General features: G+C 67.8%; 17 protein-coding genes and 1 tRNA gene. 3 read left to right on the top strand and 15 right to left on the bottom strand.

Annotation, left to right across the window (positions count from 1 at the left end; genetic code table 11):
* The 3 genes from urtB to LRM40_RS04985 form a co-directional block, all read right to left on the bottom strand.
* Window positions 1–1,587: an urea ABC transporter permease subunit UrtB gene (gene urtB / locus LRM40_RS04995; RefSeq protein ID WP_151122130.1), complete on the bottom strand. Its 1,587-nt coding sequence runs from the start codon at window positions 1,585–1,587 to the stop codon at window positions 1–3.
* A gap of 112 nt (window positions 1,588–1,699) precedes the next feature.
* Window positions 1,700–2,965, bottom strand: coding sequence for an urea ABC transporter substrate-binding protein (urtA, locus tag LRM40_RS04990; RefSeq protein ID WP_211372910.1), 1,266 nt, complete (start codon window positions 2,963–2,965; stop codon window positions 1,700–1,702).
* A 123-nt stretch (window positions 2,966–3,088) separates the two neighbouring features.
* On the bottom strand, window positions 3,089–3,820 hold the full coding sequence (locus LRM40_RS04985; protein ID WP_231067729.1) for a hypothetical protein: 732 nt from the start codon (window positions 3,818–3,820) through the stop codon (window positions 3,089–3,091).
* A 326-nt stretch (window positions 3,821–4,146) separates the two neighbouring features.
* Between LRM40_RS04985 and LRM40_RS04980 the strand changes: the two genes are divergently transcribed.
* Complete coding sequence (locus tag LRM40_RS04980) at window positions 4,147–4,734, top strand: hypothetical protein (protein ID WP_151122132.1); 588 nt, start codon at window positions 4,147–4,149, stop codon at window positions 4,732–4,734.
* Window positions 4,735–4,753: 19 nt separating this feature from the next.
* Here LRM40_RS04980 and LRM40_RS04975 read toward each other — a convergent pair whose 3' ends face one another.
* The 4 genes from LRM40_RS04975 to secA all read right to left on the bottom strand — a co-directional run bounded on the left by LRM40_RS04975 (window position 4,754) and on the right by secA (window position 13,130).
* Complete coding sequence (locus tag LRM40_RS04975; protein WP_151122133.1) at window positions 4,754–5,716, bottom strand: response regulator transcription factor; 963 nt, start codon at window positions 5,714–5,716, stop codon at window positions 4,754–4,756.
* Window positions 5,694–9,200, bottom strand: coding sequence for a hybrid sensor histidine kinase/response regulator (locus tag LRM40_RS04970; RefSeq protein WP_151122134.1), 3,507 nt, complete (start codon window positions 9,198–9,200; stop codon window positions 5,694–5,696). The genes LRM40_RS04975 and LRM40_RS04970 overlap by 23 nt, the downstream gene beginning before the upstream one ends.
* A gap of 66 nt (window positions 9,201–9,266) precedes the next feature.
* Window positions 9,267–10,292, bottom strand: a complete 1,026-nt coding sequence (locus tag LRM40_RS04965) for a recombination-associated protein RdgC (protein ID WP_151122135.1) — start codon at window positions 10,290–10,292, stop codon at window positions 9,267–9,269.
* Between the two features lie 87 nt (window positions 10,293–10,379).
* On the bottom strand, window positions 10,380–13,130 hold the full coding sequence (gene secA / locus LRM40_RS04960) for a preprotein translocase subunit SecA (RefSeq protein ID WP_151122136.1): 2,751 nt from the start codon (window positions 13,128–13,130) through the stop codon (window positions 10,380–10,382).
* A gap of 115 nt (window positions 13,131–13,245) precedes the next feature.
* Here secA and LRM40_RS04955 point away from each other — a divergent pair, with 115 nt between their 5' ends.
* Window positions 13,246–13,566, top strand: a complete 321-nt coding sequence (locus tag LRM40_RS04955; protein ID WP_151122137.1) for a hypothetical protein — start codon at window positions 13,246–13,248, stop codon at window positions 13,564–13,566.
* A 41-nt stretch (window positions 13,567–13,607) separates the two neighbouring features.
* Here LRM40_RS04955 and LRM40_RS04950 read toward each other — a convergent pair.
* From LRM40_RS04950 to petA, 6 genes are all read right to left on the bottom strand, one after another.
* Window positions 13,608–13,683 (bottom strand) — tRNA-Thr (locus tag LRM40_RS04950).
* A 51-nt stretch (window positions 13,684–13,734) separates the two neighbouring features.
* Window positions 13,735–14,256: a ClpXP protease specificity-enhancing factor gene (locus LRM40_RS04945; RefSeq protein ID WP_151122138.1), complete on the bottom strand. Its 522-nt coding sequence runs from the start codon at window positions 14,254–14,256 to the stop codon at window positions 13,735–13,737.
* 20 nt (window positions 14,257–14,276) lie between these two features.
* Window positions 14,277–14,888: a glutathione S-transferase N-terminal domain-containing protein gene (locus tag LRM40_RS04940; RefSeq protein ID WP_022981032.1), complete on the bottom strand. Its 612-nt coding sequence runs from the start codon at window positions 14,886–14,888 to the stop codon at window positions 14,277–14,279.
* Between the two features lie 114 nt (window positions 14,889–15,002).
* Entirely contained in the window at window positions 15,003–15,752 is a 750-nt protein-coding gene (locus LRM40_RS04935) for a cytochrome c1 (RefSeq protein ID WP_151122203.1), read from the bottom strand.
* A 23-nt stretch (window positions 15,753–15,775) separates the two neighbouring features.
* On the bottom strand, window positions 15,776–17,197 hold the full coding sequence (locus LRM40_RS04930; RefSeq protein ID WP_151122139.1) for a cytochrome b: 1,422 nt from the start codon (window positions 17,195–17,197) through the stop codon (window positions 15,776–15,778).
* A gap of 40 nt (window positions 17,198–17,237) precedes the next feature.
* Window positions 17,238–17,834, bottom strand: coding sequence for a ubiquinol-cytochrome c reductase iron-sulfur subunit (petA, locus tag LRM40_RS04925; RefSeq protein ID WP_026096685.1), 597 nt, complete (start codon window positions 17,832–17,834; stop codon window positions 17,238–17,240).
* Between the two features lie 206 nt (window positions 17,835–18,040).
* Here petA and mscL point away from each other — a divergent pair, with 206 nt between their 5' ends.
* Window positions 18,041–18,463, top strand: coding sequence for a large conductance mechanosensitive channel protein MscL (mscL, locus tag LRM40_RS04920; RefSeq protein WP_151122140.1), 423 nt, complete (start codon window positions 18,041–18,043; stop codon window positions 18,461–18,463).
* On the opposite strand, the gene pdxA is transcribed toward mscL, so the two are convergent.
* Together pdxA and LRM40_RS04910 are read right to left on the bottom strand one after the other, a co-directional pair.
* Entirely contained in the window at window positions 18,464–19,489 is a 1,026-nt protein-coding gene (pdxA, locus tag LRM40_RS04915) for a 4-hydroxythreonine-4-phosphate dehydrogenase PdxA (RefSeq protein WP_151122141.1), read from the bottom strand.
* Window positions 19,486–20,235, bottom strand: coding sequence for a Nif3-like dinuclear metal center hexameric protein (locus tag LRM40_RS04910; RefSeq protein WP_151122142.1), 750 nt, complete (start codon window positions 20,233–20,235; stop codon window positions 19,486–19,488). Before LRM40_RS04910 ends, pdxA begins: the two co-directional genes overlap by 4 nt.
* Window positions 20,236–20,237 lie beyond the last annotated feature (2 nt).

The raw sequence follows: 20,237 nt of genomic DNA, 5'->3' as shown, positions 1-20,237 counted from the left end.
TCAAGCCTCTGCACTGCGGCCCTTCATCGCGAACAGCCCCTGGGGCCGCTTCTGGATGAAGACGACGATGACGACCAGCACCATGATCTTGGCGAGCACGGCACCGGCCCAGCCCTCCAGGAACTTGTTCAGCACACCCAGGCCCAGGGCGGCGTAGACGGTGCCGGCCAGCTGCCCGACCCCGCCCAGCACCACCACCATGAACGAGTCCACGATGTAGCCCTGGCCCAGATCGGGGCCGACATTGCCGACCTGGCTGAGCGCGCAGCCGGCCAGGCCGGCAATGCCTGCACCCAGGCTGAAGGCATAGGTGTCGATGCGGGCCGTGTTGACGCCCATGCAGGCCGCCATGCGGCGGTTCTGCGTCACGCCACGCACGAACAGGCCCAGCCGGGTCTTGGCGATCAGCAGCGCCACGCCACCCAGCACCAGGAAGGCGAAGGCGATGATGGCGATGCGGTTGTAGGGCAGCGTCAGGTTGCTCATGACGTCGATGCCGCCGGACAGCCAGGCCGGGTTCTCCACCGGCACGTTCTGCGCCCCGAAGAGGCTGCGCACGCCCTGCATCAGCACCAGCGAGATGCCCCAGGTGGCCAGCAGCGTCTCCAGCGGGCGGCCATAGAGCCAGCGGATGACCAGGCGCTCCAGCACCGCGCCCACGGCGGCCGCGGCCAGGAAGGCGGCCGGCACCGCCAGCCAGAGGTAGTAGTCCACCGCACCCGGCGCGTAGGCCTTGAAGAGGTTCTGCACCACATAGGTGGCGTAGGCGCCGATCATCATCAGTTCGCCGTGGGCCATGTTGATCACGCCCATCAGGCCGTAGGTGATGGCCAGGCCCAGGGCCACCAGCAGCAGGATGCTGCCCAGGCTCAGGCCGGTGAACAGCACGCCCAGGCGCTCGCCCCAGGCGAGCCGGGCCGACACCTTGTCCAGCGAGGCCAGCAGCGCGCCGCGCACCTCGGGATCGGTCTCGGCGCCGGGCGCCAGGCGTTCCTGCAGGAGGCTCTTGACCTGGGTACGCCCGCTGGCCCCCAGCAAGCGCACGGCCTCCAGCCGCTGGGCCTTGTCCGGTGCGGCCACCAGGATGGACGCCTTCATGCGGCCCAGCACCTCCTGCAGCTCGGGGTCCTTCTCGGCCGACAACGCCTTGTCGATCAGGGGCAGCTGGGTCATCTCCAGCGTCTGCTTGCCCAGGGCCGCGACAGCCTCCCGGCGCACCGCCAGATCGGGCGAGAGCAGTTGGGCTGCGGCCTGGGCCGCCTGCAGCGCACCGCGCATGCGGTTGTTGTTGACCACGTCCTCGGCGTCTTCCGGCAAGGTCACGGGTGCGCCGGTGGCGGCGTCCAGCACCGATTCGCCCTGGACGATCAGCACCTGCTTGGGGGTGAGCTTGACGGCATCGTCCAGCAGGGCATTGACCAGGATCGGCAGGCCGGTGTCACCGCGGGCCACGGCCTGGTCCAGGGCGGTGATGCGGTCGTCGGTCTCGCCGCTGGCGATGGCCCGCGCCTGCTCGGGCGTGAGGGCGTGGGCCGCGGCGGCCAGGGCGGTCAGGCCCGCCAGCAGCAGCGTTCTGCACAAGCGCATGGAAGAACTTCCTCGGGGGCTGGGAACCAGAAGAGCACGGGCCGGTCCGTCACCGGCCGGCCCGTGTCAGCGAAAGGGCCGTCCTGCCAAGGCGGGACGGGCCCGGCGCTGCTTACTTCTTCTCGGGCTCGTCCTTCTTGCCCTTGTTCTCGGGGATGTAGGGGCTCCAGGGCTGGGCCTTGATCGGGCCCGGGGTCTTCCACACCACGTTGAACTGGCCATCGGCCTTCACTTCGCCGATGAACACCGGCTTGTGCAGGTGGTGGTTCTTCTTGTCCATCTCGATGGTGAAGCCGTCCGGGCCCTTGAAGGTCTGGCCGGCCATCGCCGCGATCACCTTGTCGGTGTCGGTGGACTTGGCCTTCTCGACGGCCTGGGCCCACATGTGGATGCCGATGTAGGTGGCTTCCATCGGGTCATTGGTCAGCGGCTTGTCCATCTGGCCGGGGATCTTCTTGGCCTTGGCGTACTCGGACCACTGCTTGATGAAGGCAGCGTTGGTCGGGTTCTTGATGGACATGAAGTAGTTCCAGGCGGCCAGGTGGCCCACCAGCGGCTTGGTGTCCACGCCGCGCAGCTCTTCCTCACCCACCGAGAAGGCCACCACCGGCACGTCGGTCGCCTTCAGGCCCTGGTTGCCCAGTTCCTTGTAGAAGGGCACGTTGGAGTCGCCGTTGATGGTCGAGACCACGGCGGTCTTCTTGCCCTCGGAGGCGAACTTCTTGATCTTGGCGATGATGGACTGGTAGTCGGAGTGACCGAAGGGGGTGTACTCCTCCATGATGTCGGCGTCGGCCACACCCTTGCTGTGCAGGAAGGCGCGCAGGATCTTGTTGGTGGTGCGGGGGTACACGTAGTCGGTGCCCAGCAGCACGAAGCGCTTGGCCGAACCGCCGTCCTTGCTCGTCAGGTATTCCACCGCGGGGATGGCCTGCTGGTTGGGCGCGGCGCCGGTGTAGAACACGTTCTTGCTCAGCTCTTCACCCTCGTACTGCACCGGATAGAACAGCAGCGAGTTCTTTTCTTCGAAGACCGGCAGCACCGACTTGCGCGACACCGAGGTCCAGCAGCCGAAGGTGACGGCCACCTTGTCCTGGTCGATCAGCTGCTTGGCCTTCTCGGCGAACAGCGGCCAGTTGGAGGCCGGGTCCACGACCACCGGCTCGAGCTTCTTGCCCAGCACGCCGCCCTTGGCGTTGATCTCGTCGATCGTCATCAAGGCCACGTCCTTCAGCACGGTCTCGGAGATCGCCATCGTGCCCGACAGCGAGTGCAGGATGCCGACCTTGATGGTGTCGGCCGCCTGGGCCAGCGAGGAGAAGCCGAGCGCGCAGGCCGCGGCGGCCAGGGCGGTGACGGAACGGCGGGAAATCTTCATGGGTGGGTGCTCCAAACCGAGGGGTTGTCGAGCCTCTTGCCGAGGCGTTGTCCCGTGTCTGACGGGCTGACGCAAGGTTAGGAGCGGTGCCCATGCGCACCAATACGCCAAGATGCGTAGTCGTCAGCCGGCGCTCCCCGGCAGACAGGCAGGCCGCCGCAGCGGGGGCCTGTCCGGCAGCCCGTAACCCAAGGCCTGCAGAAGGTCTGGGGCCAGCTCGTCGATCACATGGGCCAGATCTTCCGGCGAATAGTCCGCCAGATACCCCCCGTCCTGGTAGAAGGACCGCTTGGTGAAGGGCTGGTCGGTGACGTAGCGCTCGCGCCGCCGCCGCCGGTCCCCCATGCGGTTGGTCTGCAGCTCGGGCACGGTGAAGGTATTTGCCCCCGGGCGCCTCTTCAAGCGGTAGTGCTGCGCCACCCGCGCGCAATGCGCCTCCGGCGCCGCCAGCAGATCCTCGTAGCGCAGGACCATCCCTCCGATCCCCTGCGCATAGTGCACATGGTTCCAGATGACAGCATTCCACATCTGGACCGGGTTGCTGAACCGGTACTGGGGCGCGCAGGCCAGGTGATCCGAGGCGTAGACCATGCGGCTGCGCAGGAAGTCCGGCCAGCTGCCGGCCTGGGTGTGCATGTCGCAGCCGATCTCGGCGTGATAGCGGTAGACGGAACGCAGGAAGGCCAAGGGATGCTTGACCACCACCAGGGGCGGCGCATCCGGCAGGTTCATGCCGCTTCTCGGCGCAAACGTGGGCAACAGGCCGTGCTTCCAGCCCAGCAGGTTGTACGCCACCTCCACGTCGTAGTGGGCCTCCAGCAGGGTGCGCGTGTAGTTGGTGCCTGAACGGAACATCCCCAGCAAGGCAATGCGTCGAGGTCGATGGAGCAGGGGTTTTCGGGCAAGGAAGGAAAGAGACAGCATGCAGCAAGCCATTCGTCAGCCAAGGCAATTGACTGATTGTCGAAGTGACGTTCTCGCATTCCGATCACCTTTACCGCCCCGGGACCTTCTTTACCCAAGCCCGGGACTTATTGAGCCTCGCTCACGTTCGGCGCGACCCGCTGCAGGACGGGCGCGGCCTCCGGCGCCAGGGCCGAGCGGCCTCTGCCACAATGCGTCGCAGACCCGGCCGCTGGGCAGCCAGCCTGTGGCGGAAGCGGGTCCAAGAAGGGGACGTCGTGAGGGTGTATGTCATCAAGTCATGGCGCTGCGGTCAGCGCCCCGTCGATGACGAAGGTCATTACGTGCACATCGTCGGGCGACGGAGCGGCCTGCTCTCTCGCTGGCTCTTCCGGCACCGTCTGGCCCCCACCGTGCGCCTGGCCATCGGCATCGAGCGGCTGGAGCTGAGCCGGTCCTCGCTCTGGGGCCAGTGGGGCACCCTGGTGCCTCTGGAGAACATCGCATCGAGCTACTACGGTCATGAGCGACCCTGGGGCATGGTGCTGGCCATCGCCCTGCTGTTCGGTCTGGTGGCGGCCCCGCTGATGGTGGAGCCGTCCAACCAGCTGCTGGGCGTGGGCGTGGCCCTGCTGGGCCTGCTGTTCGCCGCCGGCTACGGGCTGATGGCCCGCACCCTGGTGCTGGGCTTCGTCACGACCAGTGGCCAGGTCTGCCGGCTGCGCTTTCGCAAGTCGGTGGTCGATGGCGCCGAGATCGACGAAAACCAGGCCCGCCTGGTCTGCAAGCTGGTGCAGCGGGTGCTGGAAGCCCGCCAGCGGCGCATGGTGACGCCTTTGCCCACCGAGGCACGCCGCTTCGCCTGAACGGTCGGGTGAAGCGCCTTCAGGCGCCTTCGCCGCCCCGCCGGAGCTTGCCCAGAGCCAGGGCCGCGGCGGCGGTGCGCGTCTCCACTCCCAGCTTCTCGAACACGTGCTCCAGGTGCTTGTGCACCGTGCGCGGGCTGGTGCCCAGGATCTCGCCGATGTCGCGGTTGGTCTTGCCCTGGATGACCCAGTGCAGCACCTCGGCTTCCCGGGCGGTCAGCGGCAGGGCCTGCATCAGGGCCTGGGTCAGTGCGGCCTCCGAGGTTTCGCGCAGCACCAGCAGCCATTCGCCCTCGCTGCCCTGGTCCCCCGGCATCGGGTGCAGGTCGAAAGCCAGGCGCCGGCCGCCGCGGGTGATCTGCAGCGATGTGGCCTCGACGCCGGCGCGACGCTGGGCGCCCTCGCGGGCCAGCCAGGCCGAGACCTCGGCCGGCAGCAGCAGTTCGGGGATCTCCGGGAAGACCTCGGCCATCAGCCGCCGCGCCAGCGCCGTCTGCCAGAGCCGGCGCCCGTCGCGCTCGCGCACCACCAGCGTGGCATGACCGAAAGCATCCAGCGCGTTGCGGGCCTGGCGCTGGTCGCGTGCGCTGCGCAGATGGGTGGCCAGGCGGGCCAGCACCTCGCGCGGACGCAGGGGCTTGGTCACGTAGTCGGCCCCGCCGGCGGCGAAGGCCTCCACCACGGCGTCGGTCTCGGTCAGGCCGGTCATGAAGATGATCGGGATGCCGGCCGTGACCGGATCGGCCTTGAGTCGGCGGGCCACCTCGAAGCCGTCGAGCCCCGGCATCACCGCATCCAGCAGGATGACATCGGGCCGGGCCTGGGCCGCGCGCTGCAGCGCCGCCTCGCCATGCGTGGCCACCAGCACCGTGTAGCCGGATTCGTCCAGCGCGTCGTGCAGCACGGCCAGGTTGTCGGGCACGTCGTCGACGATCAGCACCAGGCCGCCGTCGCGGGCATCAGCGATCAGATCGGGGTTCATCGAGCAGTCGGTTCAACCAGTCGTGCAGGGCGTCGAGCTGGAAGTTGCGGGCCATGGTGCGCGCCCGCTCGGTGAAGGCCGCCGCCTCCGGGTGGCCGTGGGCGATGGCCTCGAGCTGGCGTTGCACGCCGCGCGGGTAGCCCAGCGCCACCACCTCGCGCAAGGCCGCCAGCGCAGCGGGCGGGGGCAGGTGCTGTGCCGCCTGCGCGGCCTCACGGGCCTCGGCCACCGCCCCTTCGCCGGGCAGCCAGGTCAGTCCCAGGTGCTGGCCCAACCAGTCCAGCAGCTCGGCCAGGCGCACCGGCTTGACCAGGAAATCGCTGGCCGGCAGGCCCAGGTCGTTGTCCAGCCCCTTGTCGAAGGCGTTGGCCGAGATGATGGCCACCGCCGCCTGGCTCAGGCCCTGAGCCCGGATGCGGCGCAGCGTCTCCCAGCCGTCGATGCCGGGCATGGCCAGGTCCAGGAAGATCACGTCGGGCTGCAGCGTCTGCAGGCGCTGCAGGCACTCCTCGCCGGAGGCCGCCTGCACGATCTGGAAGCCCAGCGGCTGCAGCAGGTCGGCCAGCAGCACGCGGTCGGCCTCCTCGTTGTCCACCACCAGGATGGTGCGACGCGGCCCGGCGTAGCCACCGCGGGCCAGGCGCTGCGGCGGCGCCGCGCTGGGCGTGTCGGCCGGCAGCGCCGGCAGAAAGAGGCGCAGGCCGAAGGTGCTGCCCTGCCCCGGTGTGCTGCGCACCGTCATCTCGCCGCCCATCAGGTCGGTCAGCATCTTGCTGATGGTCAGGCCCAGGCCGGTACCGCCGGTGGCCGCCGTGCCAGCCGAGGAACCGCGGGCAAAGGGCTCGAAGACGCGCTCGAGCTCCTCGGGCGTCATGCCGGGCCCGGTGTCGCTGATCTCGATGCGCGCCATCTCCCGCGCGTAATGGACCCGGAACACCACCTCGCCCTGGGCGGTGAACTTCACCGCATTGCCCAGCAGGTTGATCAGGATCTGGCGCAGCCGCCGCTCGTCGGCCCGCACCACCTCCGGCAGGTCGGCCGCCAGCTCGGCCCGGAAGCGGATGCCCTTGGCCGCGGCCTGCAGTTCGAACAGGCCGGCGATCTCGCCCATGCAGTCCCGAAAGCGCATGGGCTTGCGCTCCAGCGTGAGTTTGCCGCCCTCGATGCGGGCCAGGTCCAGCGTGCCCTCGATCAGGCCCAGCAGGTGGTCGCCCCCGCGGCGGATGACGGACACCGCATGGCGCCGGTGGGCCGGCATGGCCGCATCCTCTTCCAGCAGCTGGGCATAGCCCAGGATGCTGTTGAGCGGCGTGCGCAGCTCGTGGCTGATGGCCGTGATGTAGCGCGTCTTGGCCTGGTTGGCGGTGTCGGCGGCGCGCTTGGCGGCCTGCAGGGCCAGGTCGGTCTGGCGGTGCGAGTCGATCTCGCGCATCAGGGCCTCGGTCTGGCGGGAGGTCTCCTCCTGCGCCACCTGCCGGCTCTTGTGGGCCAGCACCAGCCACCAGGCCACCACGCCCGCCACCAGCAGCAGGGCGGCGTAGGCCTTGATGAAGCCCGCGCGCAGCGAGGGCGCCAGCAGCGGCACGAACTGCGCCCCGCGCTCGGCCAGCACCTTCATCTCCTGGTGGTACAGCAGGCCGAACAGCCCCCCCAGCGCCGGCACGATGACGCCCATCAGCAGCAGGTACTGGCCCAGGCCCGTGTCCACCTGGGGCGCCAGGCGCTGTGGCAGCGCGCGCTGCAGCAGCCGCCGCCAGGCCGCCCAGACCTGGTCCACCAGCCGGGGCTGGGGCTTGCAGCGGTCGGCGCAGCGGGCCTCCAGCGTGCAGCACAGCGAACAGATGAAGCCGCCGTAGGCCGGGCAGCGCGCCATGTCCTCGGTCTCGTAATCGCGCTCGCAGACCACGCAGCGCTGCAGGCGGCGGTAGCTGCCCTCGCCATCGGCCAGGCCGGGCGCGGCAGGTGGCACCGGCTCGGGTTGGCGGGCCAGGTAGTAGCGCCCCTGGGTGGCCCAGGCGATCAGCGGCGCGGTGACCATCGCCGTGACCAGTGCGATCAGGGCCGAGAAGGCCTGCGCCGTCGGCCCGAAGGCGCCCAGATGGGCCGCGATGGACAGGGCCGAGGCCAGCGCCATCGCGCCCACGCCCACCGGGTTGACGTCATGCAGGTAGGCCCGGCGGAACTCGATGCCCTGGGGGCTCCAGCCCAGCGGCTTGTTGATGACCAGATCGGCCACGACGGCCATGATCCAGCTGATGGCGATGTTGGAGAACAGGCCCAGCACACCCCCCAGGGCCTGGAACACGTCCAGCTCCATCAGCATCAGCGCGATCAGGATGTTGAACACCATCCAGACCACCCGACCCGGGTGGCTGTGCGTGACGCGGGAGAAGAAGTTGGACCAGGCCAGCGAGCCGGCATAGGCGTTGGTGACGTTGATCTTGAGCTGCGAGACGATGACGAACAGCGCCGTGGCCGCCACCGCCACGCCGTAGTGCGGAAAGACGAACTCGTAGGCCGCCAGGTACATCTGGCTGGGGTCCACCGCCCGCTCCACCGGCACCATGTGGCCGATGGCGAGATAGGCCAGCAGCGCGCCGCCCAGCATCTTCAGCACCCCCGGCAGCACCCAGCCCGGCCCGCCCACCAGCACCGCCGTCCACCAGCGCAGGCGGTGGCCGGGTCGGCATTCGGGCATGAAGCGCAGGTAGTCCACCTGCTCGCCCATCTGGGTGATGAGGGCCACGCCCACGGTCATCGCGGCACCGAAGGCCTGCAGGTGGAAGGCGCCGAACTGGCCGCTCTCGCCGGGGTAGTGCATCAGGCCCTCGATCAGGCCCGGGTTCTCGCGAAAGACGTAGACATAGGGCAGCACCAGCATGGCCAGCCACAGCGGCTGCGTCCACACCTGCAGCCGGCTGATGTGGGTGACCCCGTAGGTGACCAGGGGGATGACCGCCAGCGCGCAGACCAGGTAGCCCCAGGCCGGTGGGATGTCGAAGGCCAGGTCCAGCGCATAGGCCATCACCGCCGCCTCGAGGGCGAAGAAGATGAAGGTGAAGCTGGCGTAGATCAGCGAGGTGATCGTGGAGCCGAGGTAGCCGAAGCCGGCACCGCGGGTCAGCAGGTCCATGTCCACGCCATGCCGGGCGGCGTAGACGCTGATCGGCCAGCCGGCCAGGAAGATGATCAGCCCGGTGGCCAGGATGGCCCAGAAGGCGTTGACGAAGCCGTAGCGCACCAGCAGCGTGGCGCCCACCGCCTCCAGCACCAGGAAGGAGGCGGCGCCGAAGGCGGTGTTGGCCACCCGCCAGTCGGACCATTTGCGGAAGGCGCGCGGCGTGAAGCGCAGCGCGTAGTCTTCCATGGTCTCGCTGACCACCCAGAGGTTGTAGTCGCGCCGGATCTTCACCACCTGCTGGGAGGCAGGGGGCGAGGTGGACGGCGTGGCTGGCTCGGTGGCGGCGGACGGCGACGGGTTCATCTCAGGGCCGGATCATCCCACGGCCCCGGGCCAGTTTCATCCCGTCACGGCAACGACCGGCCGCTTTCAGGCCCAGGGCGGCGCGAGTTCGTCTTGCGCGGCAGCCGGCGAGGTCTGATCGGCCGCGTGGGCCGCACCGCGGTCGGCAGGCCCGCTCGCGGTCGCCGGTGTCAGCTCGCTGGGCAGCTCGCCCGGCTGCAGCTCGCCATCCAGCGCCTCCACCAGGTCCGGGATCAGCTGGCACAGCTCGCCGGTGGCGATGGCCGCATCGGTGTCGAAGGCTTCTTCTGGTCGGTCGGCCGAGCCCTGCCGGCCCTCGAACACCACGTCCTCGAAGGCCAGCTTGCGGATCACGCCCTGCTCGGTCAGCGTGAAGCCGACGCGGCCGGCCCAGGTCATGGCCAGGCGCGTGGGCGCCTTGCCTTGGGCAATGTGTTCACGCACCTCGTCGATGTCCAGCGCATGTCGGGCATAGCGCACCACCGACTTCATCTCGTCCTGGGACTTGAGCTCGCACTCCCGGTCGATGCTGAAGCCCGCCGGCGCCTCGCCCTGGGTCAGCCAGGCGGCCATGGCCACCGCCGGCGACAGCCGGGTCTGCAGCGGGCGCAGCGCAAAACCTTCCCAAGCCTTGACCAGCGGGGTGACCACCGCCTCGGCGCGCTTGGTGCTGCCGGCGTCCACCATCAGCAGACGGCGCTCGGGGTCGATCCAGGCCAGCACATGGGCCTGCTTGGTGAAGGCCATGGGCAGCAGCTCGTGCGTGGCCTGTTCCTTCAGTTCCTTGCTCTGCTTCTTGCCCGGCTTGCGGCCGGTGCTCTGCTCGATCTGGGCCGCGATCTCGTCGGTGCGGCGCTTGACCACCGAGGCAGGCAGCATCTTCTGCTCGAGCTTGAGCTTGACCAGCCACTGGCCGCCGATCGACTCGACGAAGGGCGCATGCTCGATGCCGCGCGGCGGCACCCAGCCCAGCGACAGCGGCTGCGACGGCGCGCAGGGCACGAAAGGCTCCTTGGCCAGGGCCTGTTCGGCCACGGTCAGGTCCGGCACCCACTCGGGGCCGATGCGGTAGACGATGAGGTTCTTGAACACGGTGGGCGTTCCTGAATGAAGAACCCCGCCGGACCAGGGGCGCGGCGGGGCCGTGGAGAAGGATCGGGGCCACAGGCCCCTTCTGCCTCAGGCCAGACGGCCGTGGCAGGACTTGTACTTTTTGCCGCTGCCGCAGGGGCAGGGGTCGTTGCGGCCCACGCGCGGCACCTCGTCGCCCGCCGCGACGGCCTGCGGGGCCGGCTCGGCGCTGACACCACCGTCCTCGGTGGGGTGGATGTAGCTGACGTTGCTGATGCGCTCGGCCTGGTCTTCCAGGGCCTCGGCGGCCTGGCTGACCTGCTCCTGGGTCTGCACGCGCACCGTCATGAGCACGCGGGTCACTTCCATCTTGACCACATCCAGCAGCTGGGCGAAGAGCTCGAAGGCCTCGCGCTTGTATTCCTGCTTGGGGTTCTTCTGGGCGTAGCCGCGCAGGTGGATGCCCTGGCGCAGGTAGTCCAGCGCCGCCAGGTGCTCACGCCAATGGGTGTCGATGGACTGCAGCAGCACCATGCGCATGAAGGGCTTGAACTGCGGCTCGCCCACCAGATCCAGCTTGGCCTGGAAGGCGGCGTCGGCCGCTTCCAGCACCTTGTTCAGCACGTCCTCGTCGGTGACGCTGTCGCTGGCCTCGACCATGGCCACCAGCGGCACCTCGAGCTGCCACTCCTCGCGCAGCGTCTTCTCCAGGGCCGGCAGGTCCCACTGCTCTTCCAGGCTGTCGGCCGGCACGTAGGTGCGCACGACCTCGGTCATGGTCGCCTGACGCAGGTTGGTGATCTGCTCGGTCAGGCTGTCGGCGACCAGGATCTCGTTGCGCTGCTGGTAGATGACCTTGCGCTGGTCGTTGCTGACGTCGTCGTACTCGAGCAGCTGCTTGCGGATGTCGAAGTTGCGGGCCTCGACCTTTCGCTGGGCGGATTCGATGGAACGGTTGACGATGCCAGCCTCGATGGCCTCGCCCTCGGGCATCTTCAGCCGGTCCATGATGGCGCGCACGCGGTCGCCCGCGAAGATGCGCATCAGCGGGTCGTCCAGCGACAGGTAGAAGCGCGAGGCGCCCGGATCGCCCTGGCGACCGGCGCGACCGCGCAGCTGGTTGTCGATCCGGCGGGACTCGTGGCGCTCGGTGGCGATGATGCGCAGGCCGCCCGCGGCCTTGACCTGGGCGTTCAGCCCGGCCCACTCGTCCTTGAGCTGCTGGATGCGGCGGGCCTTCTCGTCTTCGGGGATGGATTCGTCGGCCTCGAGGAACTGGACCTGCTTCTCGACATTGCCGCCCAGCACGATGTCGGTGCCGCGACCGGCCATGTTGGTGGCGATGGTGATCACGCCGGGGCGACCCGCCTGGGCGACGATCTCCGCCTCCTTGGCGTGCTGCTTGGCGTTGAGCACCTGGTGCGGCAGCCCGGCGCGGGTCAGCAGCTGGGCCAGCAGTTCGGAGTTCTCGATCGAGGTCGTGCCCACCAGCACCGGCTGCCCCTTTTCATGGCAGTCCCGGATGTCGGCGATCACCGCGTCGTACTTCTCCTTGGCCGTCTTGTAGACGAGGTCGTTCTCGTCCTTGCGGATCACCGGCTTGTTCGGTGGGATGACCACCGTCTCCAGGCCGTAGATCTCCTGGAACTCATAGGCCTCGGTGTCGGCCGTGCCGGTCATGCCGCCCAGCTTGCCGTACATGCGGAAGTAGTTCTGGAAGGTGATCGAGGCGAGCGTCTGGTTCTCGCTCTGGATCTGCACGCCTTCCTTGGCCTCGACGGCCTGGTGCAGACCGTCGGACCAGCGGCGCCCGCTCATCAGGCGACCGGTGAATTCGTCGACGATCACCACCTCGCCGTTCTGCACCACATAGTGCTGGTCACGGTGATAGAGGTAGTGGGCCCGCAGCGCTGCGTACACGTGGTGCATCAGCGTGATGTTGGCCGGGTCGTACAGGCTGGCGCCCTCGACCAGCAGGCCCGCCTCGGTCAGCAGGCGCTCCGCGTTCTCGTGGCCAGCTTCAGTCAGGTAGACCTGGCGGCCCTTCTCGTCCAGGGTGTAGTCGCCCGGTTCGATCACGCCCTCGCCGGTGCGCGGATCGGCCTCGCCGATCTGCTGCTTGAGCTTGGGCGCGATCGCGTTGATGCGCACATAAAGCTCGGTCTGGTCATCGGCCTGGCCGGAGATGATCAGCGGCGTGCGGGCCTCGTCGATCAGGATGGAGTCCACCTCGTCGACGATGGCGAAGTTCAGCCCACGCTGCACCCGGTCGGCCGGGTCGTAGACCATGTTGTCGCGCAGGTAGTCGAAGCCGAACTCGTTGTTGGTGCCGTAGGTGATGTCCGCGGCATAGGCGGCCTGCTTGGCCTCGCGGTCCATGCCCGGCACGTTGATGCCGGTGCTCAGGCCCAGGTAGTTGTAGAGCCGACCCATCCACTCGGCGTCACGGCTGGCCAGGTAGTCGTTGACCGTCACCACGTGCACGCCCTTGCCGGACAGGGCATTGAGGTACACCGGCAGCGTGGCCATCAGGGTCTTGCCCTCGCCCGTGCGCATCTCGGCCACCTTGCCCGCGTGCAGGGTCATGCCGCCGATCAGCTGCACGTCGAAGTGCCGCATCTTGAAGACCCGCTTGCCAGCCTCGCGCACCGTGGCGAAGGCCTCGGGCAGCAGATCGTCCAGGGTCTCGCCCTTGCTCAGGCGTTCCTTGAACTCGGCCGTCTTGGCCTTCAGGGCCGCCTCGTCCAGCGCCGAGAAGGTGGGTTCCAGCGCGTTGATCCGCTCGACAACGCGCCGGTACTGCTTGAGCAGACGGTCATTGCGACTGCCGAAAATCTGGGTGAGAAGCTTGGGCAACATGCGGCGTCAACGGGACTGAACAAAGCGTTTGAGTTTAGCACCGGGGGGTGTCAGGCTCCGGACAGCAAGTTCGGGAGACGACAACCCCTCGGACCGAGGCCGCTACACTGACGGAATGACGCCCCCGCCCAAGCAGCAAGCCCACACCCGGCCCCTGTCCGAGGCCTTGGGGGCCAACGCCATGCTGGGCAACCTGCTGGAGCGGCTGCGCGAATCCGAGGCCCGGCTGCGCTGCGTGCGCCAAGTGCTGCCGCCTGCCATGCGCGCCCATGTGCGCGGCGGCGTGCTGGATGAAGAGGGCTGGAACCTGCTGGTGCCCAACAGCGCCGTGGCGGCCAAGTTGCGCCAATGCCTGCCGCTGATCGAGCAGGTGCTGCTGGAAGACGGGTGGCGGCGCGTGGCGCTGCGGGTGAAGGTGCAGGCGCCGGAGCGCTGAGGGGGCGCCGCTCGGCGTCCGGATCGCGGGGATCCCGAAGGTGGTGCCGGCTGTCCGAATCGAACGGACGACCTACGGTTTACAAGACCGTTGCTCTACCAACTGAGCTAAGCCGGCGCAAGAAAAGTCTGCAATTCTAGTGGCAGGCGCCTGCCCGCCATGGACACATCACTTGACGCGCTTGAGCGCGGGACGCGGCGACGGTGCCGAGGGCGGAGGCTCCTCACCCTCCGGAGCTTCCGCGGCGGGGGCGACGGCATCGGCCTCCACGGCCGCCAAGCGCAGACCCGCGCCCCGCTCGGCGGGCGGCGTGGCCTGCGTCTCGGCCGCATCGTCCGCAGCTGCCGTCGGCATGGGGAAGGCCATGCCCTGCCCGTTCTCACGGGCATAGATGGCCACCACATGGTCCACGGGCACCAGGATCTCGCGTGCCACGCCGCCGAAGCGGGCCTTGAACTCGATGAAGTCGTTGCCGAGCTTCAGACCACTGGTGGCCTCGAAGCCCACGTTGAGCACGATCTCGTTGTTCTTGACGTACTCGAACGGCACCTGCACCGAGCGGTCGACAAAGACCGCCAGATAGGGCGTGAACCCGTTGTCCGTGCACCAGTCGTGCAGGGCACGGATCAGGTACGGGCGGGTGGAACTGCCCTGGGCGTCGGCAGGTGGCGAAGGAGGCACGTTGCTCATCGGGACAGGCCTGTGTCGTCTTACTTGCGCATGACCTTTTCGGACGGGGTCAGCGCCTCGATGTAGGCCGGGCGCGAGAAGATGCGTTCGGCGTACTTCAGCAGCGGTGCCGCGTTCTTGGACAGGTCGATGCCGTAGTAGTCCAGACGCCACAGCAGCGGCGCGATGGCCACGTCGAGCATCGAGAAGTCGTCGCCCAGCATGTACTTGTTCTTCAGGAAGATCGGCGCCAGCTGGGTCAGCCGGTCGCGGATCTGGGCGCGTGCCTTCTCCAGTTGCTTGTCCGTGCCCTTGATGCCCCGCCCTTCGAGGATGTTCACGTTGGCGAACAGTTCCTTCTCGAAGTTGAACAGGAACAGGCGCACCCGGGCGCGGGCCACCGGATCCCCGGGCATCAGCTGCGGGTGCGGGAAGCGCTCGTCGATGTACTCGTTGATGATGTGCGACTCGTACAGGATCAGGTCGCGCTCAACGAGGATGGGCACCTCGTTGTAGGGGTTCATCAGCGCGATGTCCTCGGGCTTGGCGAACAGGTCGACATCGCGAATCTCGAAATCCATGCCCTTCTCGAACAGCACGAAGCGGCAGCGGTGCGAGTAGGGGCAGGTGGTTCCGGAATACAGCACCATCATGGCGGTGGGCTCCCTCAACAGCAAAACAGAATCGACAGACGCCGAAAACGGAAAAACGCAGCGTGCCTCGCGACACGCTGCGTGCGAGTCCAAGCCTCGCGGCTGGACAGGATTTTACTTGACGTCCTTCCAGTAGGCCGCGTTCAGGCGCCAGGCCAGGAACATGAACACGCCCAGGAACAGCAGAACCCAGACACCCAGCTGCTTGCGCTGGATCTGGGCGGGCTCGCCCATCCACTGCAAATAGGCCACCAGATCGGCCACGGCCTCATTGTATTCCTGGGCCGTCATCGTCCCCGGAACGGCCGGCGGCACCAGCTTGACATGGTGCTCGCCGTTGGCGCCCTCTTCCACCTCGGCCGTCTGCTGGCCTTGCAGCTCCCACAGCACATGGGGCATGCCCACGCTGGGGAACACGGTGTTGTTCCAGCCGGTCGGACGGGTGTCGTCGCGGTAGAAGCCACGCAGGTAGGTGTAGAGGTAGTCGGCGCCGCTGCCCTGTGCACCGGCACGCGAGCGGGCGATCACGCTGAGGTCCGGCGGATTGGCACCGAACCAGGCCTTGGCATCCTTCGGATCGATGGCGACCTTCATCAGGTCCCCCACCTTTCCACCGGTGAACAGCATGTTGTCCTTGATCTGCGCATCCGTCAGCCCGATGTCGTGCAGACGGTTGTAGCGCATGAACGAGGCACCGTGGCAGTTCAGGCAGTAGTTGACGAACAGCTTGGCGCCATGCTGAAGCGCCGCCACGTCCGTCACCTTCTCGGTCGGGAACTTGTCCCAGGGCGCACCACCGGTGTTGGCCGACGCGCCGCCGACCAGGCACAGGGCCGCGAAGCAGCTGGCAATGAGTTTCTTCATCATGTTGTAGCTCCTGCCGAGATTCAGTGCGGGTGGAAGGTCACGCGCTCGGGCACCGGCTTGAAGGTGCCCAGCTGGCTCCACCACGGCATCAGCAGGAAGAAGCCGAAATAGAACAGAGTGCCGACCTGAGCGATCAGCGTGCCGGTGTCCGACGGCGGCTGGATGCCCAGATAGCCCAGCACGACGAAGAAGACCACGAACACGCCGTACAGCGCCTTGTGCCAGCCCGGACGGTAGCGGATCGACTTGACCAGGCTGTGATCCAGCCAGGGCAGGAAGAACAGGATGATCACAGCACCGCCCATCACGACCACGCCCCAGAACTTGGCGTCGAAGGTCTTGAGCAGAAAGATCGCGACCAGGGCCGCCACGATGACACCCACCTTGGCCACGCCGGAGAAGCGCCCCTTCAGCAAGGCCGCCACCGCGGCCAGGCCGATCACGCCGCACAGCACGTTGACCATCACGTCGGTGGTGGCGCGCAGCATCGAGTAGAAGGGCGTGAAGTACCAGACCGGCGCGATGTGCAGCGGGGTCTTCAGCGGGTCGGCCGGGATGAAGTTGTTGTACTCCAGGAAGTAGCCGCCCAGTTCGGGGCCGAAGAAGATGATGGCGCAGAAGACCATCAGGAAGCCCGAGACACCCAGGATGTCGTGCACCGTGTAGTACGGGTGGAAGGGGATGCCGTCCAGCGGACGGCCCTGCTCGTCCTTCTTGGCCTTGATCTCGACACCGTCGGGGTTGTTCGAACCCACCTCGTGCAGCGCGATGATGTGCGCGACCACCAGGCCCAGCAGCACCAGCGGCACGGCGATGACGTGGAAGCTGAAGAAGCGGTTCAGCGTCGCATCGCCCACCACGTAGTCACCACGGATCAGCAGCGACAGATCCGGACCGACGAAGGGAATGGCCGAGAACAGGTTCACGATCACCTGGGCGCCCCAGAAGGACATCTGGCCCCAGGGCAGCAGGTAGCCCATGAAGGCCTCGGCCATCAGGGCCAGGAAGATCGCGCAGCCGAAGATCCAGACCAGTTCGCGCGGCTTGCGGTAGGAGCCGTACAGCAGCCCCCGGAACATGTGCAGATACACCACCACGAAGAACGAGGAGGCGCCGGTGGAGTGCATGTAGCGGATCAGCCAGCCCCAGGGCACATCACGCATGATGTACTCGACCGAGGCGAAGGCCACCGGAACGCCCGCCGCGTTCAGCGAGGCGTCGGGCTTGTAGTGCATCACCAGGAAGATGCCGGTGACGATCTGGATCACCAGCACCAGGAGGGCCAGCGAACCGAAGAAGTACCAGAAATTGAAGTTCTTGGGCGCGTAGTACTCGGACAGATGTTCCTTGTACAGCTTGGTGGCCGGGAAGCGGTTGTCCACCCAAGTCATCAGCTTCACGCCCAGCGGCGCGTCCGCCGGCGCGACTTTGAATTCAGCCATGTTGATGGTTGCCTTTCGTCTTGTCGTTGGGGGCGCCGGATCAGGCCTTCTTGTCCTCGCCGATCAGCAGCTTGGTGTCGGCGAGATACATGTGGGGAGGCACTTCCAGGTTGTCTGGAGCGGGCTTGTTCTTGAAGACGCGGGCCGCCATGTCGAAGGTCGAGCCGTGGCAGGGGCACAGGAAGCCGCCCGGCCAGTCGTCCGGCAGCGAGGGCTGCGGGCCGGCGGCGAACTTGTCGGAAGGCGAGCAACCCAGGTGGGTGCACACGCCGATCACCACCAGGTATTCCTTCTTGATCGAGCGCCACTCGTTCTTGGCGTACTCGGGGATGGGATAGGCCTTGCGCTCGGACAGGGGGTCGGCCAGCTCGTTGTCGTGCTTGCTCAGGTTGTCCACCTGCTCGGGCGTGCGACGGACGATCCAGACCGGCTTGCCGCGCCATTCGACGGTCATCTTCTCGCCCGGCTTGAGCGCGCTGATGTCGACCTCGACCGCGGCGCCGGCCGCCTTGGCGCGCTCCGAAGGCGCGAACGTGCTGACGAAGGGCACGGCTGTCGCCACGCCGCCGACGGCACCGGCACAACTCGTGGCAATCAGCCAGGTGCGCTTGCCTTGGTCCACCGCGTTATCACTCATGAGGGTCCTTCTAGGAGCTTTGGAAAGACAGGCAGACCTCTGGGTGTCTGCTCTCGGGCAATCTCACATTTTAGTGAGGGGAACAACACTTCCGATTCGATCTAGCGCAATCCGACGCAACTTGTTTGCGGGTATGGATTGACACTTCTGGCATCCGGGCAATACTGCGCCCGACACTTATACCCAACATGAAGGAGAAAGCACCCATGGGATTCATGAGCGAATTCAAGGAATTTGCCGTCAAGGGCAATGTGGTCGATCTGGCGGTCGGTGTGATCATCGGTGGCGCCTTCGGAAAGATCGTCGACTCGGTGGTGACCGACCTCATCATGCCCCTGGTCGGTCTGGCCATCGGCGGGCTGGACTTCTCGAATTACTTCCTCCAGCTCTCGGGCACGCCAGCGGCCACGCTGGCCGAAGCCAAGAAGGCCGGTGCGGTCTTCGCGTACGGCAACTTCCTGACCGTGCTGCTGAACTTCGTGATCCTGGCCTTCATCATCTTCGTGATGGTCCGTCAGATCAACCGTCTGCGGAAGGCGAATGAACCCGCACCGGCGCCGGCCCCGGAACCGGTGACGCCGGAGGATGTGCTGCTGCTGCGCGAGATCCGCGACGCGCTCAAGCGCTGATCAGCTGGCTCCCAGCAGGCGGCGGGCCATCCGGGCTGCCGCCACCAGGCTGGCCGCGCTCGCCCGCCCCTGACCCGCCACGTCAAAGGCCGTGCCGTGGTCAGGGCTGGTGCGAACCAGCGGCAGCCCCAGGGTCACGTTGACCCCTTCCTCCACGCCCAGGTACTTGACCGGGATGAGGCCGTGGTCATGGGTCATGGCCACCACGAAGTCGAATTCGCCCGGGTGCCCCGGCGCATGCCGCGCCCGCATGAAGACCGTGTCGGGCGCATAGGGACCCCGGGCGTCGATGCCCTCGGCCCGGGCCGCGGCGATGGCCGGCGCGATCAGCCGGATCTCCTCGTCGCCGAACAATCCGCCCTCCCCCGCATGCGGGTTCAGGCCGGCCACGGCGATGCGCGGGGCCGGCATGCCGAAGCGCTGGCCCGCCGCATGGGTGATGCGCAGGGTCTCGAGGATGCCCGGCATGTCCAGTGCGTCGATGGCCCGGCGCAGCGCCACGTGGATGGTCACCAGCACCACCCGCAGTTCCTCGTTGGCCAGCATCATCCGCACGGGCGGCAGCAGGCCATCGACCGCACAGAGCGACTGCAGCATCTCGGTGTGGCCGGGGAAATCCACCCCCGCCGCACCCAGAGCCTCCTTGTGCAGCGGAGCGGTCACCAACCCTTGCGCCTGTCCGGCCTGCAGCAGGCTCACCGCCCCGACGATGCAGGCGGCTGCGGCAGCACCGGCCCGGGCGTCAACCTGTCCCCAGGGCAGTTGATCCAGCGCCGGCGGCAGCCCCGGCGGCTGCCACACCGGCAGGCAGGCCGGCGGGCAGCGCACCCAGTCGGCCACGGTGTCCAGCCAGGCGACCGGCAGCGACAGGCCGGCGGCCCGCACCCCGCGTCGCAGCGCACCCACATCCCCCACCACCAGGGCGTCGTCCAAGGCCCCCGCGGCGAAGGCCTTGGCAATGATTTCCGGTCCGATCCCGACGGGATCCCCCATGGTGACCAGCAGGCGGGGTGTGGTGGACGTCATGCGGGGTTGGGCAGATCGATGAACTGGTGTTCCAGCCCGAACTGGGTGGCCAGACGTTCGCCCACGGCCGGCGCCCCGTAGCGCTCGGTGGCATGGTGACCGCAGGCCAGGAAGGCCACGCCGGTCTCGCGCGACAAATGGGCCTGCGGCTCGGAAATCTCCCCGGTCAGGAAGGCATCCGCGCCGGCGGCGATGGCGGCCTCGAAATAGCCCTGGGCACCGCCGCTGCACCAGGCCAGGCGCCGCAAGGGCCGACCGTCGCCGGGCAGCACCGTCGGCACCCGGTCCAGGCTGGCCTGCAGGTCGATGGCCAGCCGCTCGACGGTGGTGGCCTGGTCCTGCGTGCCGACAAAGCCCAGATCCTGTTCGCCGAAGCGGCCGTCCGTCCGCCAGCCCAGCCGGGCCGCCCACCGCGCGTTGTTGCCCAGTTCGGGGTGGGCATCCAGCGGCAGGTGGTAGGCCAGCAGGTTGATGCCGTGGCCCAGCAGCCGCTCGACCCGTGTCTTGAGCCAACCCGTCAGGCGGCCATCCTGCCCCCGCCAGAACAGGCCGTGGTGCACCAGGATGGCGTCGGCCTGGGCGTCGATGGCGGCGTCGATCAGTGCCAGGCTGGCGGTGACCCCCGACACGACGCGCCGGATCTCGGCCCGCCCCTCGACCTGCAGACCGTTCGGCCCATAATCCTTGAACCGCTCAGGCTGCAACCACTGGTTGAGGCAACCCTCGATCTCCGTTCTTGCCGCCATGG

This window comes from Ideonella dechloratans (assembly GCF_021049305.1).
In the GTDB taxonomy this organism is placed as follows: Bacteria; Pseudomonadota; Gammaproteobacteria; order Burkholderiales; family Burkholderiaceae_C; genus Ideonella; species Ideonella dechloratans.
This window is presented reverse-complemented; position numbering and strand designations above follow the sequence as displayed.